At 61.7% G+C, this 17952-nt stretch carries 16 protein-coding genes; 11 read left to right on the forward strand and 5 right to left on the reverse strand.

Annotated elements, in window-relative coordinates; all coding sequences use genetic code 11:
- Positions 1 to 2: 2 nt before the first annotated feature.
- From HB630_RS27960 to HB630_RS27970, 3 genes are all read right to left on the reverse strand, one after another.
- Complete coding sequence (locus HB630_RS27960; protein WP_213775958.1) at positions 3 to 1133, reverse strand: histidinol-phosphate transaminase; 1131 nt, start codon at positions 1131 to 1133, stop codon at positions 3 to 5.
- A 478-nt stretch (positions 1134 to 1611) separates the two neighbouring features.
- A complete protein-coding gene (locus HB630_RS27965; RefSeq protein ID WP_213775959.1) occupies positions 1612 to 3003 on the reverse strand; it encodes an FAD-binding oxidoreductase in 1392 nt (463 codons plus the stop codon).
- A gap of 15 nt (positions 3004 to 3018) precedes the next feature.
- The gene (locus tag HB630_RS27970; RefSeq protein ID WP_213775960.1) at positions 3019 to 3414 is read right to left on the reverse strand and encodes a nuclear transport factor 2 family protein; all 396 of its coding nucleotides are present in this window, start codon (positions 3412 to 3414) and stop codon (positions 3019 to 3021) included.
- On the opposite strand from HB630_RS27970, the gene HB630_RS27975 reads away from it, so the two are divergent.
- The gene (locus HB630_RS27975) at positions 3413 to 4384 is read left to right on the forward strand and encodes a sulfite exporter TauE/SafE family protein (RefSeq protein WP_249781091.1); all 972 of its coding nucleotides are present in this window, start codon (positions 3413 to 3415) and stop codon (positions 4382 to 4384) included. The two genes, HB630_RS27970 and HB630_RS27975, sit on opposite strands and share 2 nt — an antisense overlap.
- A 6-nt stretch (positions 4385 to 4390) precedes the next feature.
- Here HB630_RS27975 and HB630_RS27980 read toward each other — a convergent pair whose 3' ends face one another.
- Complete coding sequence (locus HB630_RS27980) at positions 4391 to 5926, reverse strand: PLP-dependent aminotransferase family protein (protein WP_213775961.1); 1536 nt, start codon at positions 5924 to 5926, stop codon at positions 4391 to 4393.
- Positions 5927 to 6118: 192 nt separating this feature from the next.
- On the opposite strand from HB630_RS27980, the gene HB630_RS27985 reads away from it, so the two are divergent.
- The 10 genes from HB630_RS27985 (at position 6119) to HB630_RS28030 (ending at position 17526) form a co-directional block, all read left to right on the forward strand.
- Positions 6119 to 7765: an amidohydrolase gene (locus tag HB630_RS27985; RefSeq protein ID WP_213775962.1), complete on the forward strand. Its 1647-nt coding sequence runs from the start codon at positions 6119 to 6121 to the stop codon at positions 7763 to 7765.
- A 20-nt stretch (positions 7766 to 7785) separates the two neighbouring features.
- Positions 7786 to 8736, forward strand: coding sequence for a GTP-binding protein (locus HB630_RS27990; protein ID WP_346656146.1), 951 nt, complete (start codon positions 7786 to 7788; stop codon positions 8734 to 8736).
- Between the two features lie 87 nt (positions 8737 to 8823).
- Positions 8824 to 10419 carry an ABC transporter substrate-binding protein gene (locus HB630_RS27995; protein ID WP_213775964.1) on the forward strand — a complete coding sequence of 532 codons (1596 nt, stop codon included), beginning with the start codon at positions 8824 to 8826 and terminating at the stop codon, positions 10417 to 10419.
- A 24-nt stretch (positions 10420 to 10443) separates the two neighbouring features.
- Positions 10444 to 11424 carry an ABC transporter permease gene (locus HB630_RS28000; RefSeq protein ID WP_213775965.1) on the forward strand — a complete coding sequence of 327 codons (981 nt, stop codon included), beginning with the start codon at positions 10444 to 10446 and terminating at the stop codon, positions 11422 to 11424.
- Positions 11421 to 12326: an ABC transporter permease gene (locus HB630_RS28005; RefSeq protein ID WP_213775966.1), complete on the forward strand. Its 906-nt coding sequence runs from the start codon at positions 11421 to 11423 to the stop codon at positions 12324 to 12326. The genes HB630_RS28000 and HB630_RS28005 overlap by 4 nt, the downstream gene beginning before the upstream one ends.
- Positions 12326 to 13324, forward strand: coding sequence for an ABC transporter ATP-binding protein (locus HB630_RS28010; protein ID WP_213775967.1), 999 nt, complete (start codon positions 12326 to 12328; stop codon positions 13322 to 13324). Before HB630_RS28005 ends, HB630_RS28010 begins: the two co-directional genes overlap by 1 nt.
- Positions 13321 to 14388, forward strand: coding sequence for an ABC transporter ATP-binding protein (locus tag HB630_RS28015; RefSeq protein ID WP_213775968.1), 1068 nt, complete (start codon positions 13321 to 13323; stop codon positions 14386 to 14388). Before HB630_RS28010 ends, HB630_RS28015 begins: the two co-directional genes overlap by 4 nt.
- Before the next feature lie 359 nt (positions 14389 to 14747).
- Complete coding sequence (locus HB630_RS28020; protein WP_213775969.1) at positions 14748 to 15176, forward strand: aldehyde dehydrogenase family protein; 429 nt, start codon at positions 14748 to 14750, stop codon at positions 15174 to 15176.
- Between the two features lie 163 nt (positions 15177 to 15339).
- Positions 15340 to 16251, forward strand: a complete 912-nt coding sequence (locus tag HB630_RS28025) for a LysR substrate-binding domain-containing protein (RefSeq protein WP_213775970.1) — start codon at positions 15340 to 15342, stop codon at positions 16249 to 16251.
- 114 nt (positions 16252 to 16365) lie between these two features.
- Positions 16366 to 17526 (forward strand): NAD-dependent formate dehydrogenase, encoded by a 1161-nt coding sequence (locus HB630_RS28030; RefSeq protein ID WP_213775971.1) that lies wholly within the window; start codon positions 16366 to 16368, stop codon positions 17524 to 17526.
- 164 nt (positions 17527 to 17690) lie between these two features.
- Here HB630_RS28030 and HB630_RS28035 read toward each other — a convergent pair.
- On the reverse strand, positions 17691 to 17952 hold a 262-nt coding region (locus HB630_RS28035), incomplete at its 5' end, for a hypothetical protein (RefSeq protein WP_213775972.1).

The raw sequence follows: 17952 nt of genomic DNA on the forward strand, positions 1-17952 counted from the left end.
AATCAGATTGCGGATACCGCGTCGATTTCTTTCAGCGCCCACACCAGGCGATCCATGTGCTTCTTGAGGCTGAAATCGCTTCGCAGGAAGCGCTTCCCAAGCCCGCGGAACGACACGGAACCGTCCTTCACGATCACACCGCGCTTCAACAACTCGTCGAAGACCTTGGTCGAATCCAGTTCGGCATCGAGAACTTCGAGCAGGAAAAAATTGCTGCGGGAATTCGGCACCATCCGGAAGCGGTTGAGGCCGGCGAGTTCGCGATAAAGATAGTCGCGCATTTCGGCGATCATCGCGACCGTCCGATCGACATGCTCATCATCGTCCAGGGCGGCAATTCCGGCCTCGACCTGCATGGCGCCCAGGTTCCAGGTGGGCTTGATGTTGAGCAGCGGCGTGATCAGTTCCTTGTTCGCTGCGATGCCGAAGCCAAGGCGCAAACCGGCGAGTCCAAAAGCCTTGGAGAAGGTTCGCAGCACAATCAGGTTCGGGTAGTCGCGGGTCAAATGCATCGAACCCGCAGTCTGCGTGAAGTGGATATAAGCCTCATCCAGCACGACCAGCGTCTGATCGCCAGCCGCCTCACACACCGCCCTGATCTCGTTCTCCGACATGAGACGCCCGCTCGGGCTATGCGGGTTGGTCAGGAACGCGATCTTCGGCGAGACGTCCTTCAAGGTCTTGATGTAGGTGTCGATCACGAAATCGAAGTCCGGCCCCATCGGCACGCCGACGGCAACCCGTCCTTCGTTCTCGGCAAACATGTGATAGATCGGGAAGCACGGTTCATACATCAGAACCTTGTCGCCCTGTTGCGCATAAGCCCGCAGGATGAACGCAATGACCTCGGTTTCGCCGGAGCCGCATACGACACAGTCGGGCTCGAAGCCGTATTTTTTCGCAATCGCCGCGCGCAGGGCCTGCGAGGTCCATTCCGGGTAGAGAGACAGCCTCGACTGCCCCTTTTCAACAGCAGCGAAAGCTTTTGGCGATGGCCCGAAAGGATTTTCCGCGGAGCCGAGCTTGGCTATGTCGGCAGGAGCAATGCCGAACTTCTGCGCCACGTACTCGCTTGATAGACCGGGCGTGTAAGGCTCGTTCTCTACGAGCGCTCGGGTCGCAACGCTGACCATCTGTGTCGTTCCTTGATTATGGTGATTAACTGCGGGGTAAATCGACTGGCATCCTTGAGACACCATCGTCATGTACCATTACAATAATAATGTACAGTAGTACAATTTCATAAATATACATAAGCGTAATTACGCCTGCTGATGGCCGGTGGTTGCCCTTCCACGCTGATTTTGATCGGCCGTTATCGCCATTGCCCGATGAGTTACTCCGCCTTCCTGCTAGAAAAGTCCTTTGAAATATCGCAGGAATTCGGCTCTTTTGAGCCGAAATTTGAGGTTGGCGACCTTCACGCCTGTAAGGCGCGGCGTTTGGATACGGACCTCTCTGAGTTCGCCAACTGCAACCCCTCGCCACCTTGCGAGACCGCCTTATATGGTGAAACGGGCGTTCTAAGATCGCGACAAGCGGTCTGCGCTGCACAAGCGGAAGCCGCCGACGATTGCATCACCTGGTTGCGGCGAAACTGCCGGACTGCATTCAGGCCGCTTCGTCGCGTAATTGGTACCAGCGATAGAGCATCCGCTGTCCGATCCGGCGAAACGGCGCAAAAGCATGTCCGGGCAATGGCGAGGTGAAGATCGGCAAATCCTGGCCGTTGAAGCTTTGCCCGGCGATCATCTGCGCCATCCGCCGTCCGGCCTGTGCCGAATAGGACACGCCATTGCCGCCATAGCCGAGGGCATAGAATAAATTCTGTTTCGGATCAGGACGGAAAATCCGCGGCATCATATCGTGGCTGACGTCGACCCATCCCCACCATGAATAATCGATCTCGATGCCGTGGAGCGGCGGAAATTTGCGATGCAACCCGTCGACCAGCAGTTGGAAGTGCCTGTCGTTGGCAGCATCGGCGCCGGTGATGGCGCTGCGGCTGCCGATCTGCACGCGGTTATCGGGAAGCAGGCGATAATAGAAGCGAAGCGTTCGGGTGTCGGTGATGACCTGCCTGGTGCGAAAGCCGGTCGCCTCCAGTTCCGCCGCGGTCAGCGGACGGGTCACCAGCGAATTGGAGAGGATCGGCATGCACCGATTCTGCAAGACCGGCGTCAATCCCAGCGACGTATAGGCCCCGGTTGCGATAGCTACCGAGCGAGCCCTGACCGTACCGCCCGGCGCGCGCAGGAAAAACGCGCCGTCGCGCTGCTCGATCTGCTGGACCGGGCTCGCCGGATGCACCCGGGCTCCGAGATCTCTGGCCATGCGCAGATAGCCGAATGCCAGTTTCGCCGGATGAACGCCGGTACCGAGCGGCTCGTGGACCGCACCGACGGCTTCCGCCTCGTTGACGAAATCGCGGAGCAGTTCCGCGCGCGGCACGATGCGGGTCGAATAGCCGAAGACGTCGTTGAGAATCTTCGATTCAGCCGCGATCTTGTCCAGATGGCGCTGGCGATGCGCGATATAGAGATGACCGCCGCGCTGCGGCTCGCAATCGATCGGGCTCGAGCGGACCAGATCTTCGAACGTCTCGAAGCCATCCGTTATTTCCGCGTGCATGCGGCGGGCGACGTCGAAACCCCAGCGCCCAATCCATTGCGAGCGGGACAATCGCCCCGAAGCGTTCTGCGCCTGGCCGCCGTTGCGGGTACTGCAACCCCATGCGACTTGATTGGCTTCCAGCACGGTGGCCTTGATGCCGAATTCGCGGGCGAGAAAGATAGCGCAGGCCAAGCCGGTATAACCGGAGCCGATGATCGCAACGTCGCTGTCAGTGTCGCCGGCGATGGGGCCGTCAGTTTGCGGCGGAACGCCTGCCGTTGCGATCCAGTAGGTTGGCGCATAATCCCGATTCCGCCCGGGGCTTTCTGAAACCAGCGGATCGTAGTGCGGATCATAGGCGGCGGCCGGCGCGCCCGGGTGCATGTTCATCGCGAAGCGGTCTCCTCAGAGCGCCGCCAGCAGCGGCCGGTCTTTGCGGAACGCGCTCTTGGTGCAGATCTTGCCGTCGCGAAACCCAAAGAGATCGCACCCCTCGGCTTCGATGCGCTGGCCGTCCTTGGCGGTGGCGCGGAAAATCCACTCTGAAATGCCGCGGTCGCCGAACACTTCGTGACGGGTACACTGCCAACTCACGTCGGGCATGCTGGTCCAGGTACCTTCGAACGCCGCGCGAACCGCCTCAGTACCGGATAGCCGCCGCCCGCAGATCTCGGGACCGGCGGCGGTATCGAAGACGATATCGTCGGTCATGCAGGACATGACGGCCGCGCCGTCATGGCGGTTGAAAGCATCGAACAGGCTTTGAAGCAGATTTAACCTGATCGCATCGAGAGCGGGCATGTCGGTTTCCTGGGGCGAGAACGCGGAGCCGTTCCAGTCTGGCTTGGCGGCAGACTGCCACGCGGCAACGGGCGCCCTTAGAACCAGATGGGACGTTCTCTGCGGCCAGAACTGGCACGACGTCATGGGGTCCGCTGGACCTTTGCTGGCGGCCCGGTTCCGGCATTGTGCGCAAACCCAGATGCAGGATCTCGCCACGACGGTAAATCAATTTGCCGCGTCAGCTTCGCTGACGCCGGGTATCGTCGTGGCAACGGCGTTTTCGATCCTCGCGGCGGCTTTGCTGCGGGGATTCACCGGCTTCGGCTTCGCGCTAGCAGCAGTCCCGCTGCTCGGCCTGTTCATGCCGCCCTCGCAATCCGTTCCGATTGCGCTCGGCCTGCAATTTCTTGGCGGCACGGTCGACTTTCCGCGGGCGTCGAAGGATTGCCATTGGCCGTCGCTGCGATGGCTGATCGCCGGCGCCGTCGCTGGCTCGCCGGCGGGCGCGCTGGTGCTCAGCGTCGTGCCCGCATCGGTGGCGCGCATCATGATCGCAGCGCTCACCATTGGCGCCGTGCTGATGCTGAACGGCGGCTTTCGGCTGGCGAAAATTCCGTCGCGGACGATCACGGCGCTGGTCGGGTTGATCTCCGGCGTTTTCAACGGCCTGGCGGCGATGCCAAGCCCGCCCGTGGTGGTCTATTACACCTCGGGACCGTTCGCCCGCGTGGCCGCGCGTGCTTCGCTGCTGGTCTTCTTCCTCGCCACTTCAATTGCCGCGCTGGTCAGCGTCGCCCTGGTCGGCCTGCTCGATCAGCGAGCCCTGATTCTGTCGCTGTTGGGATTGCCGATTATGCTGGCCGGCACCTGGATCGGTGAGCTTGCCTTCCGGCGCGGCAGCGACGCGCTACATCACCAGGTTTCGATCGGAAGCCTTGGCCTGGTCGCGCTCGGCAGCGCCATCAAGGGAATCAGCGAACTGATGTGACGGGCATCAGCGTCGCGCGAGAACCGCCCCCAGCTGCTCGATCCCGGGTTCGATCCGGTCGGTGCGGATCGACGAGAAGCCGAGACGGAAGCAATGCCGGGTTGCGGTCTCGTCCATCGAGAAGACATCGCCGGGCTCGATCACCACGCCCTGGGCGCGCGCGGCTTCGGCAAGTTGCGTGGTGTCGGTGCCGGGAGGGCAGGAAATCCAGTAGTTGGTGCTGCCGGCGCCGCGCGACCAGGTGCAGGCCGGCAGGAACTGCGGCAGCAGCCGATCCAGCAGCTTCGCGCGCTCCAGCAACACCCGGGCCACCTGCTGCAAATGCGAGCGATAATGTCCAAGACCGACGAACAGCGCCGCGACGCGCTGATTGTTCAGCGGCGGATGACGCAGCATGAGGCGCCGCAGCGCCCGGAGCTCGCGAATGACCGGAGCCGGCGCCACGACGTAGCCGAGCCGCAGGCCGGGAGCCAGAGCTTTGGAGAGGCTGCCGACATACAGAACGCTCTGATCTCGGTCGAGGCTCATCAGCGAAGGCAATTCGTTGCCTTCAGGAATGAGTTCGCTTTCATAATCGTCTTCGATCAGGACGATATCCCGTGCCCTCGCAACCCTGAGAATCTCCATGCGGCGTTCGAGCGGCATCGCCACCGCCGTCGGACATTGATGGCTTGCGGTGACATAGGCCAATCCGCAGCGTTCGAACGCCGCGTCGGGAACCAGTCCCTGCCCGTCCATGTGAAGCGGCACGACGTTTGGCGTCAGCATCCCAAAGATGTTGCGGGCGTCGGGATAGCCGGGATCTTCCATTCCGACATTCGTTGTCGGCAGCACGAACAGTTTCGCGATCAGGTAAAGCGCATGCTGGGCGCCGATCGTCATCATGATTTCATCCGACCGGGCTCGGATGCCGCGGCGCGGCAGCACCTGCCGTTGCAACTGCTCGATCAAGGCGGGATCGTCGCCGTCGATCATGTCCCGCGCCCAGTTATTGATTTCCGGAACGCTCAGTGCGGCCCGCGCGCTTTCGCGCCAATTATTGGTCGGGAACAGGCTCGGGTCGAACTGTCCGAAAATAAACGGATAAGGGTAGCTTTGCCAATCGAGCGGCTTGACGATGTTGCGAAAGCCCGACGGCTGCAACGCGAAGCGCCCGGCCCAGCGGGTGCTGTGGATTTCGGTGGTCGCCGGGCTATCGCCCTGCGTCCCGATCTGTTTCGGCAGGCCGGCGACGAAATAGCCGCTGCGCTCGCGCGAAACCAGGAAATTCTGGTCCACCAGTTGCTCATAGGCGATGACGATCGTGTTCCGCGACACCTTGAGAAGAGAAGCAAGGTCGCGGCTTGACGGCATCCGGACGCCGAGTGGCAGGCGGCCATCCTCGATCGCCGTCACGATCATCTGCCGGATCTGGAGCTGCAGGAAAGAGCCGGCCCGATCCAGGCCCTGGAACAGGGAGCCCCAGAACAGGAAATCGTTCAGCGGAACGACCGCCGTCCCTCCTGCTGCTTCAGACCGACGCAATGGCGCGAATTTTCCCATCGATAACCTGTGTCCAGCCAGCCGCGGCCGGTTGACCCGCGGCCGCGGAAAAAGTGAAGCAAAAACCGCGCCATACGGCATTATTAACGAGGGCTGACGGTATGGGCTGGCTCTATTTGTGTATGGCATCTGGCGCTGGTCTGGACTCTCCCGGCGCTTCAGGCTCCAAATATCGAGCTTGGGAGTTCAAAATTGAGCCAGGATACCGTCGTCTTTTCGGCCCGCAGGATCGTGACGATGAATCCGTCGCGCCCCTTTGCCAGCCATGTTGCGGTGCGCGACGGACGTATCGTTGCGGTTGGAAGCCTGACTGAACTTGCGGGGTTCGCCGCGGGCGAGGTCGATCAGCGCTTCAGCGACAAAATCCTACTTCCGGGCTTCGTCGAAGGACACAGCCATATCATGGAAGGCATGATGTGGTCGTTGCCTTATGTCGGCGCCGGCGACCGCCGTTCGCCCGACGGAAAACTGGTCGCCGGTGTCCGAGATATCGACGCCATCGTCGCCAGACTGAAGACAGCCGAGGCGGCCATCGAAGACCCCAACACGCCGTTGTTTGCCTGGGGGTTCGATCCGCTGCATATCGGCGGCCATATGCTGACGCGGCAGGATCTGGACCGTGTTTCCAAGGCGCGGCCGATCATGGTGATTCACGCCAGCTTCCACATCAGCAACGTCAACAGCATTGTTCTCGAACGCACCGAATTGCTCCGCGCAACGGATATTTCCGGTGTCGTTGCCGGCGAGGATGGATTGGCCAGCGGCGAGTTGCAGGGGATCGCCGCCCGTTTCCGCGTTTTCCGTTCGCTCGGCGGCAATCCCCTGTCCGGAAATCTCACGCTGGCCGACGTGTCCCGTTATGCAGCTTCCGCCTGCATCCAGGGCGTGACCACGATCACCGATCTGCACAACGACCTCCTCGACCATACGATCGAGCTCTATCAGGCGGCCACCAGGCAGCCGGACTTCGGCGTCCGGCTGGTGCCGGCGCTGGCTTCGGTATCGAATCCGCCCGAACAGGCGATCGCAAAGCTCGCCGCCTTGCGTGAAAGCAACAACGACAAGCTGCATTATGGTATCGTCAAGCTCGTGGTCGATGGCTCGATCCAGGGTTTTACCGCGCGGCTGCGCTGGCCCGGTTATCACAACGGCGCACCGAACGGTCTCTGGTATATCGCGCCGGAGGAATTGCCGCGCATCGTCGACATCTATCACCGAGCGGGCATTCAGTTGCACATCCACACCAATGGCGATGAGGCGACCGAACTGGCACTCGATGCCATCGAAGCCGCCCAGACGGCCTGTCCGCAGCCGGATCATCGCCACACCTTGCAACACTGTCAGATGGCCGATACGGCGTTGTTCCGCCGCATGAAGGCGCTGGGCGTCTGCGCCAATCTGTTCGCCAACCATTTGTATTATTGGGGCGACGCCCACTATGAACTGACCATGGGCCCCGAGCGCGCGGCGCGGCTGGATGCGACCGGAACGGCGCAACGGATCGGCGTGCCGTTCGCGATCCACTCCGATGCGCCGGTGACGCCGCTCGGGCCGCTGTTCACCGCCTGGTGCGCGGTCAACCGGATCTCGTCGTCAGGCCGAACGCTCGGCCGCGAGACCGAAGTGCTGACCGTCGAGCAGGCGCTCGCGGCAATCACGATCGGCGCGGCCTATACCCTGAAGCTCGACGGAATGGTCGGCAGCATCGAGTGCGGGAAATATGCGGATTTCGCCGTTCTGGAGGACGACCCGTTGGCGGTTGCGCCGGACCGGCTGAAGGATATCGGCGTATGGGGAACGGTGGTTGGCGGACACGTCAAAAAGGCCCCGAGCGCATGACGGCGGCTGCGCCCATTCCGGTGACGGTGATCGGCGGCTTCCTTGGCGCCGGCAAGACGACCTTTCTCAATCGCCTGCTCGCGGCCGGCACCGCCCGCTATGCGGTGCTGGTCAACGATTTCGGCGAGATCAATGTGGACGCCACTTTGATCGAACGCCACGACGGCACCACCCTATCGCTGAGCAATGGCTGCGTCTGCTGCAGCATCGGCTCCGGCTTCCTGGAGACGCTGGGAGGGCTGCTGGACGGTGACGCGCGTTTCGAACGCATCGTGATCGAAGCGAGCGGCATCGGCGATCCCTGGCGGATCGCTGAAATTGCACTGGTCGAGCCGGCATTGCGGCTTGATGGCGTCATCGTCATCGCCGACGTGCGCCGGATAGCCCAGCTTATCGACGATCGCCGCGTCGGCGACACGGTGCGCAATCAATTCGCCAAATGCGACGTGGTGCTGCTGAGCAAGAGCGATCTCGTCACCGCAGCGGAACTGGACGCCGCCCGGCAGGCCGTGCTGTCGGTCCGGCCGGACGTTCGTATCGAGACGCTTTTGCGGGAGACAATGCCGGATCTGTCTCTGCTCGCCGGGAGCCGCACATCGTCGCGCTTCCGCGCTGACGGCGTGGCAGACGACGCGCTCGACCATGAAGAGAATTTCCGGCGCTGGGCCTATCGGCGGGATGGCACGTTCGACCGGGGCCGGCTGGCCGCTGCGATCAAGAAACTCCCGCAGGAACTTTTGAGGCTTAAAGGCACGTGTCGCATCCGGGGCGAGGCCGCGCCACAAATATTTCAAATGGTGGCCGGGAACTGGTCGTTGTCACCGGCCGGTCGCGACACTAGCGCCGGCGCTGGATCGATCGCGCTCATGGGCGTCGGCACCCACGACCTGCCGCCCGATGCCGAACTCGAAGCCATTCTCGATGGCGCACTCGCACTTGATGACGCCCTCGCACATCCTGCGCTCATATGAGCGCCACGGCACGACTATCCATTTAACTCAATGGCGCCGCAGAAGCGCCAGCCGACCCACAATCAACGACGAAAGCGGGATCTAGCCATGTCGATCAGAACATATTTTTTGCTGGGGGCCGTCGGTCTCTTCTCGGTGTTCGCAGCCCCCCATCGCTCCATCGCGCAGACGGCCGGCGCCAATACGCTCGTCATCGCCACCACCCAGGTTCCGCGTCACTTCAACGGCGCGGTCCAGTCCGGCCTGGCCACCGCGATGCCGAGCGCACAGATTTTCGCAAGCCCGCTACGGTATGATGAAAACTGGAATCCGCAACCCTATCTCGCGCAATCCTGGGAAGTGGCGCCCGACGGCTTGTCCGTCACCCTGCATCTGGTCAAGAACGCCCTGTTCCATGACGGCCAGCCGGTGACATCGGAGGACGTCGCGTTCTCGGTCATGGCGATCAAGGCCAATCATCCGTTCCAGACCATGCTCGAGGCGGTCGACAAGGTCGATACGCCCGATCCGTTCACGGCTATCATCCGCCTGTCGCATCCCAATCCCGCCCTGTTGCTGGCGATGTCACCGGCCCTGATGCCGATCCTGCCCAAGCATGTGTACGGCGATGGTCAGGACCTGAAGACCCATCCGGCAAATCTGAAACCGGTCGGGTCCGGGCCGTTCAAGCTGACGGAATACAAGCAGGGTGAATATTACACGCTCGAAAAATTCGACAAGTTCTTCATCCCTGGCCGGCCCAAGCTGGACAAGATCGTGGTTCGGATCGTGTCCGACCAGAACGCCGCGCTGGTGTCGCTGGAGCGCGGCGATGTGAACGCGCTGCCGTTCGTCACCGGCGTGCGCGATATCGAAAGGCTGGAAAAGGCGCCGAACATCTTCGTCACCAATAAAGGTTTTGCAGGCGTCGGACCGCTCAACTGGCTGGCTTTCAATACCAGGAAAAAGCCGCTCGACGACGTGCGCGTCCGCCAGGCCATCGCCTATACGGCCAACCGCGACTTCATCGTCAGCAAGCTGATGGGCGGCAAGGCTGTGCCTGCTACCGGTCCGATCGCGCCGGGATCGCCGCTCGACGAGAATGACGTCGAGACCTATAAGGTCGATTACGTCAAGGCGGCCGCGCTGCTGGATGCCGCCGGCTATCCGAAGGGCGGCGATGGCTCGCGTTTCTCGCTGACGATCGATTACCTGCCGGGCGCCGACGAGCAGCAACGCAACGTCGCCGAATATCTGCGGTCGCAGTTGAAGCGGGTCGGCATCAATCTTGAAGTCCGCGCCGCGCCTGATTTCCCGACCTGGGCGCAACGCGTATCCAACTATGATTTCGATCTGACGATGGACACCGTGTTCAACTGGGGCGATCCGGTGATCGGCGTCAACAGGACCTATCTCAGCTCGAACATCCGCAAGGGCATCATCTGGTCCAACACCCAGCAATATAGCAATCCCAAGGTTGACGAATTGCTGCAGGCCGCCGCCGTCGAGACCTCGCCCGAGAAGCGCAAGGCGCTCTACTCGGAGTTCCAGAAGATCGTGGTGGCGGATGTGCCGATCTATTTCATCAATGCCACGCCCTATTATAACGCCTTCAGCAAGGGACTGGCGGGGCTTCCGACTTCCATCTGGGGCGTGATGTCGCCGCTCGATGAAGTGTATTGGGAAACGCCGCCCAAGACTTGAGGATTGGACAAGGTCGCTCTCGTCATGGCTTTCGCCATCCATCTCGTCCGGCAGATCGCGAACGCCGTTGCCCTGCTGCTGGCGGTGCTGGTGCTGAACTTCTGCCTGATCCATCTTGCACCGGGAGATCCGGTGCAGGTCATCGCCGGAGAGATGGGCGGCGCGTCGGCGGACGTCGTGGCCGCGCTGCGGGCGAAGTACGGCCTCGACCATAGCCTGGCCGAACAGCTCTTCACCTATCTGGGCAACATTGCGCACGGCGATTTCGGCTACTCCTATTATTTCAACGAACCGGTGCTCGGGCTGATCGCGCAACGGTTGCCGGCGACGCTCTATCTCACGCTCTGCGCACTGGTCATGTCCGTCATTATCGGAACGCTGCTCGGCATCACCAGCGCCCGCCGCCCGAACGGAATCTTCAGCCATACGGTCACGGTATTCTCGCTCGCCGGCTATGCCGCACCGATCTTCTGGACCGGCCTGCTGCTGCTGCTGCTGTTCGGTTCGGTCTGGCCGATTCTGCCCGTCGTCGGAATGACGGATGTCGTGCATCCGAAGCAGGGATTTTCCTATATCGTCGATGTCGCGCGCCACCTTGTGTTGCCGGCGCTGACGCTCGCGCTGGTCTTTATCGCGCAGTATTCCAGGCTGGCACGGGTCAACATGATCGAGGCTTTGTCCGCGGATTATATACGGACCGCCCGCGCCAAGGGGCTGCCCGAATGGCTGGTGATCGGCAAGCACGCGCTGCGCAACACGCTGATTCCGATCGTGACTGTGGTCGGGCTGCAGTTCGGCAATCTGTTTGCCGGCGCAGTCCTGGTCGAGACCGTTTTCAGCTGGCCCGGCATGGGACGTCTGGTGTTCGATTCGATCCTGCGGCGCGACTATCCGACCTTGATGGCGGTGCTGTTTTTCTCCGCCATGATGGTGATGGCCGCCAACATCGTGACCGACATCGTCTACCGGCTGATCGATCCGCGCATCCGGACGGGACGGCCATGACGACCCTCCAGACGTCGACGCCCCTTGCGATCGAACCGCTTGATCTGCCGGCGCGGCCGGCCGCCTCGCCTGCACGGGCCGCGCTGCGCCAGTTTTTGCGCAGCCCGTCCGGCGTCATCGGGCTTTGCCTTTTGATCGTCCTCGTTCTCGGAACAGCTGTCGGGCCGATACTCTACCCGGTTGACCCGCTCGATCTCGTCGGGGGACCATTTACGCCGCCGTCCGCCGACGCCTGGCTCGGCACCGATTATCTCGGCCGCGACGTGCTCGCCGGCCTGATCTATGGCGGCCGCGCGACGCTCACCGTCGGGGCGGTCGCGGCCCTGATCACGATCGCCATCGGCCTGACCGTCGGCGCGTTGAGCGGCTTCTTCGGCGGCGCTGTCGATGCAATCCTGGTGAAGCTCACCGAATTCTTCCAGATCCTGCCGCCATTGTTATTCGCGATGGTGCTGGTGACGCTATTCGGACAGAAGCTCACCACCATCACGCTCGCGATCGGCGCAGTGAGCTGGACCTCGGCGGCACGGTTGACCAGGGCCGAATTCATGCGGCTGCGCAATCTCGATTTCGTCAAGGCGGCGCGGACGGCCGGGGCCGGCAATGCACATCTGATCCTGCGCGTATTGCTGCCGAATGCGCTGCCGCCGGTCATCGTGTCGGCAACTCTGGCGATCGGGGTCGCGATCCTGTTCGAAGGCGGCCTGAGTTTTCTCGGGCTCGGCGATCCGAACGTGATGAGCTGGGGATTGATGCTCGGACAGAACCGCAACTATGTGCTGGACGCCTGGTGGGCGGTGACGTTTCCCGGCGCCGCGATCTTCCTTGCCGTGCTGGCGATCAGCCTGGTCGGTGACGGCATCAACGACGCCGCCAATCCGCGTCTGCGGCGGAGGACGTGATGGGCGCGTTGCTGCAGGTCGAAAGCCTCAACGTCGGCCTACGGAACGGCGCGGGCGTCGTGGTGCCGGTGATCGAAAACCTGTCGTTCGAAGTGCATTCCGGACGCACCACCGCGCTGGTCGGGGAATCTGGCTGCGGCAAAAGCATGACGGCGCTCGCGATCATGCGGTTGCTGCCGGAGGATTTCGTCATCACCGGCGGCCGCATTGTGCTGGAAGGCGAGGATATCCTGTCGCTGTCACCGAAGCGGATGCGCGCGCTTCGCGGCAACGGCATGTCCATGATTTTCCAGGAGCCGATGACGGCGCTCAATCCGCTGTTCACGGTCGGCGACCAGATCGCCGAGGTGCTGCGGTGGCATCAGGGGCTTTCTGCCAGCGCCGCGCACGCACAGGCTGTCGAGTTCCTGCGCGCGGTCCAGATCCCCGCGCTGGAGCAGCGCGTGAATGCCTATCCGCATCAGCTTTCCGGCGGCATGCGCCAGCGTGTGATGATCGCGATGGCGCTCGCCGGCCGGCCGAAACTGCTGATTGCCGACGAGCCAACCACCGCGCTCGACGTCACGGTGCAGGCGCAGATCTTCGACCTGCTAGCGAAGCTGCAGCAGGACACCGGAACGGCCGTGCTGCTGATTACGCATGATCTCGGCGCGGTCGCCGAACTCGCCGACGATGTGCTGGTGCTCTATGCCGGCCGCTGCATCGAGTCGGGCGCATCCGCGGACCTGGTCGGCCATCCCCGTCATCCCTATACGCGAGGCTTGCTCGGCTGCGTCCCGCATCTGAAACTCGGGCAGCGGATGCCGGCCGTCTGGTCGGACCTCGGAGAAATCGCCGGGATGGTGCCGCCGCTCGGCGCGCGCGGAGCGGACTGCGCCTTTCTGGCCAGATGCAGGGATGCGAGCGATGTTTGCCGCTCCCGCCCGCAGCCCATGCTTGAGCCGATCGAAACCGATCACGCCGTATCATGCTGGCGAAAGTCGGAGATCGCGGCATGACGGCGCTTCAAACGGTTCAATCGAGCGACGATTCGGATTTCCTTCTCGACGTCAACGATCTCGTTGTTCACTTCGAGACCGGCAAAAGACGACCGTTCCAGGGCCCGTCGTACGTGCATGCGGTCGACGGCGTCAGTTTCCGGGTCCGGCGCGGAACGACGTTTGGAATCGTCGGCGAGAGCGGCTCCGGCAAATCGACCACCGCGCAGGCCATCATGCGGCTGGTCCCGGTCACATCGGGGCAGATCGTCTTCCACGGCAGGAATATCCTGGATCTGGCCGGCAAGCCGCTGCGTGAGGTGCGCAAGCAGTTGCAGATCGTGTTCCAGGATCCGTTCTCCGCGCTTAATCCACGACGGCGCGCCGGCGATCAGATCCGCGAGCCGCTCGATCTGTTGAACATCGGTAGCCGTGGCGAACGCGACGAACGCGTGCGGCGGTTGCTTGGCGAGGTCGGCCTGCCGCCGCAGGCGGCGGATCTGTTTCCGCACCAGTTCTCTGGCGGACAGCGGCAGCGGCTCTGTATCGCGCGCGCGCTGGCGCCCGAGCCAGATCTGATCGTTTGCGACGAAGCCGTATCGGCGCTGGACGTCGCGATCCAGGCCCAGATCTTGAACCTGTTGAAGCGGCTGCAACGCGAGCGAGGCCTGACCTATATCTTCATCTCGCACGATCTCAGCGTGATCCAGCAATTCTGCGACGAGATCGCCGTCATGTATCTCGGAAAGATCGTCGAGCAGGCTCCGACGGCGGGCATCTTCGTCGAACCCCGGCATCCCTATACGTGGTCGCTGATCGCCGCCGCGGCACCACCGGGTCCGATACGTGATGAGCTCAAGCGGCGCTACCTGGTCAAGGGCGATCCGCCGAGCCCGGTCGATCCGGCACCCGGCTGTCGCTTCGCCCAACGCTGCCCGTCGGCGACCGAGAATTGCCGCATTGTCCTGCCGCAGCTCGATGCGATCCGCCCACATCATTACGTCGCTTGTCATCGCGTCGGTGAACTGGATCCGCCCGCGTTTGACGCCGCCGCTATGGGCAATCCCGTCCAACAATCGATGTAACGGTCGGGCTCGAAATAGACTCCAAAAGGAAGAACCTCCTGCTACTCTGCCACGCAGTGGATTTAACTCTCCGGCCTCCGAACCGAGTCACCGGAAAACGGGAGTATTTGCATATGAGGCAGGAGATTTTCGATCTATTCCAGCTGGGATCGTACGCCCCGGCTGAGAGAAGCCAGACCATGTATCTTCAATCGTACGGCCATCATCGAGCCGCATCGCAAGGCGAATTTCTCCGTCGGAATCTTGAGCATATTTCTCGGCTGGATCAAAAGACCTCTTCGACAGCCTGCTAGGTTGAGCTAGGAGGTATGCTTATAGATGGTGTTCGGCTTGTCGAGCACGTCGGGCTTGAATACCTGATGCGGCCTGAGGGAAGCGCTTTCACCAAAGGCTATTATTACAGGCCGACCGTCACCAACGACATGCGTATCGCCCAGGAAGAGATATTTGGGCCGGTTGTCTGCGTTATTCCGTTCGATACCGAAGAGGAAGCCATTGCTTTGGCCAATGGGACCGCTTTCGGTCTGGCGACCTCGATCTGGACACACGACTTGGCCCGTGCGCACCGCGTCGCGCATCGCCTGCAGAGCGGCATCGTCTGGATCAATGATCATCATCGTATCGATCCCTGTTCGCCCTGGGGCGGCTTCAAGATGAGCGGGATCGGGCGTGAGAACGGCCTCGTGGCCTATGAGGAATATACACAAATCCAGAATATCATCGTCAATCTCAACGACGATACGTTCGATTGGTACGCCGACGACGGCATCGAGAAACGCTATAGCTGATGCGTATTCGCACCCATAGACCGTCAATCCCGATCATATCGCCGCGGCAACCGCGAGCAGTCTCAGATCATTCCGCGCCCGTTCCCCAGATGCTTGAATTGCCTTAAAATTTTCTGAACCGTGGCGGCTGGCCGGATTCTCCAAGGAAAACGGGAACACGACGATGTTCATGCGCCAGCTCACTTATCTCATCGCTCTGGATAAGCATCGCCATTTTGGGCGTGCGGCGGAAAGCTGCCACGTTTCCCAACCCGCGCTCTCGACCGGAATCAGCGAGTTGGAGCGTGAACTCGGCATCACCATTATCAAGCGCAACAGAAGTTTCCAGGGCATCACCCCCGAAGGCGAACGGGTGATTGCCTGGGCTCGCCAAATGCTCGACTCCCTGGAGGGCTTGCGGCAGGAAGCCGAACTCGTGCGCAGTGTTCCGGGTGGTCATCTCGCGATCGGCGTCGTGCCCTCGGCGGTTCATCCCGTTACTGTGCTCAGCGCCGAATACCGCCAGCGCATCTCGGGCCTGACGCTCGATATCCAGTCGCTCAGCACGCAAGATATCTTGCGGCGGCTGAAGGAACAGGAACTCCATCTTGGCCTCACCTATGATGACGCGGTTTCCGACGACATTTACGACATCATGCCGCTCTTCACCGAACGCTACGTCCTGGTCGCCGGAGAGCGGGCCTCATTGCCTCGCGAGTTGAACTGGAGCGATGTCGCGGAGCTACCGCTTTGCCTGCTCAGCCAGGACATGCGGAATCGCCGTATGCTCGACGAGATTTTCACGAAGAACGGCGTCAAACCGACCGTCGTCGTGGAATCCAACGCGGTCCGTATCCTGATCGCCGAAGCCCTGAGCGGGCGCGCCTTCAGCATCATGCCTCTGAGCGCCTTGCCGACACCTTATGCGGGAGCGGGTCTGCGTCTTCACACCATCATCCCGGAGCACAAAGCCGATGTGAGCCTGGTCAGGCTCAAGCGAGAAAAGCAGCCGCCTTTGTCAGAGGCCGCTTGGCGGCTCGCGACCAGTATCGACCTCCAGAAGACACTGGACCAGCCGCTCGCCCGCCTCGGGTGATAGCCTTTGCTTATCAGGAATTCCGGGCAAACGATTGGACGGTAGCGGGCTCAAAGATCACCTTTGCCGTCATCAGCGGAGTGAATTCTGCTGTATCACCGCAAGGAGAATTCCATGGCAAAGGTTCTATGCGTACTCTACCCGGATCCGGATTCTGGCTATCCGCCGAAATACGCGCGCGACGACATTCCGGTCATCACCGCCTACGCCAACGGCCAGACCGCCCCTACTCCCAAAGGACCTCTCGGCTTCAAGCCGGGCCAGCTCGTCGGTTCCGTCTCGGGCGAACTGGGACTGCGTAACTATCTGGAAAAACTCGGTCACGAGTTGATTGTCACCAGCGACAAGGATGGCCCCAATTCGAAATTTGAGAAACACCTCGCAGATGCCGAGGTCGTGATCTCGCAGCCGTTCTGGCCAGCCTATCTCACGAAAGAACGGATTGCCAAAGCCAAGAAGCTCAAGCTGGCTTTGACCGCTGGTATCGGCTCCGATCATGTCGATCTGGATGCTGCCGCCCGCGCCCACATCACCGTTACCGAGGTGACAGGCTCAAACAGCATCAGCGTCGCCGAGCATGTCGTGATGATGGTGCTGTCGCTGGTCCGCAACTACCTGCCATCGCATGAGATCGCCGCCAAGGGCGGCTGGAACATCGCTGATTGTGTCAGCCGTAGCTACGACGTTGAAGGTATGAATTTCGGCACCATTGCCGCCGGCCGCATCGGCCTGGCCGTGTTACGCCGGCTGAAACCGTTCGACCTGCGGCTGCACTACACCGATCCGCATCGGCTGAGCCCCGAGATCGAGAAGGAACTCGGGCTTACGTTTCATCCCGACGCGGAATCGCTGGTGCAAGCCGTGGACATCGTCAACCTTCAGATGCCGCTCTACCCATCGACCGAGCATTTCTTCAACGACCGGATGTTCTCGTTGATGAAACGGGGCAGTTACCTGATCAACACGGCACGTGGGAAACTCGTCGAGCGCGATGCGGTCGTGCGCGCCCTCGAATCCGGGCGGCTTGCCGGCTATGCAGGTGACGTCTGGTTCCCGCAGCCGGCACCGGCTGACCATCCATGGCGCACAATGCCATTCAACGGCATGACGCCACACATCTCCGGCACGTCGCTCTCGGCGCAGGCGCGCTATGCGGCCGGGACGCTGGAGATTCTGGAAAGCTACTTCGGCGGAACTCCGATCAGGGATGAATATCTGATCGTGGACGGAGGGATGCTCGCGGGCACTGGAGCTAAATCCTACAAGCTGACCTGACGGCAAAACGGTCCGGCTCCGAAAAGGGCCGGACCGTTCTCCTTGCTGCGCGAAACGCAAAAAATCGAATCGAAAGGAACTATGTCACGCGCCTGTGAAGACAAACACGGTGACCGTGGCAAAATGGATCTGCGCAGGCGATCTCTTCCGATACCGCCGGATGCTCAATTTATGCTGTTGGCATCCTCGGCCTTCGCGGCCTTGATAACGCTGGCACGGTCATAGGCGTTGATGTCGTCGATAAACCGGCCGGTGATGACCCGATCAACGGGCACCGCCGCAGGAAGGATCTTCTGATCGACGAAGAACTGGATCAGCCGGCTCCAGTCGGCATCGACCAGTGTGCCATGCTTGTCACCGATCTTCGGCGAATTCCAGATGCCGAGCCTCGCCTGATTGACGGCTACGCCTTCCTTGAGCGCAGCA

Source organism: Bradyrhizobium sp. dw_78 (assembly GCF_018449525.1).
Taxonomy (GTDB): domain Bacteria; phylum Pseudomonadota; class Alphaproteobacteria; order Rhizobiales; family Xanthobacteraceae; genus Bradyrhizobium.